Genomic DNA, 379 nt, shown 5'->3' with positions numbered 1-379 from the left:
AGCATCCGCTCGGAGCGCCAATTGATGGATCAGGTGCAATACAACCTGCTGTTTCGCTGGTTCATCGGCCTGGCGATGGATGACGAGGTTTGGGTACCGACGGTCTTCACGAAGAACCGCGAACGCCTGATCAAGCATGATGCGGTGATCGAATTCTTCAACGAAGTGGTGGCGATCGCTGAGAAGAAGTGCCTGCTCTCGGGAGAGCACTTCAGCGTGGACGGCACGCTGATCCAGGCGTGGGCGGGGCACAAGAGCTTCGTGCCCAAGGACAGTGACGATCAGGACAGCGACGGCGGCAACGCAGGCGACTTTAAAGGCGAGAAGCGCAGCAACGAGACGCATGAGTCCCGGACCGATCCCGATGCACGGCTCTATC

At 59.1% G+C, this 379-nt stretch carries 1 protein-coding gene; it reads left to right on the top strand.

The window, feature by feature from the left end:
- A partial coding sequence (locus SB751_RS28490) for a transposase (protein ID WP_410748852.1) occupies positions 1 to 379 on the top strand: 379 nt, incomplete at both ends.

It is taken from the genome of Cupriavidus sp. SIMBA_020 (assembly GCF_046535395.1).
In the GTDB taxonomy this organism is placed as follows: domain Bacteria; phylum Pseudomonadota; class Gammaproteobacteria; order Burkholderiales; family Burkholderiaceae; genus Cupriavidus; species Cupriavidus campinensis.
Note: the sequence above shows the minus strand (reverse complement) of the source record. Positions and strands in the feature narration are given on the sequence as shown.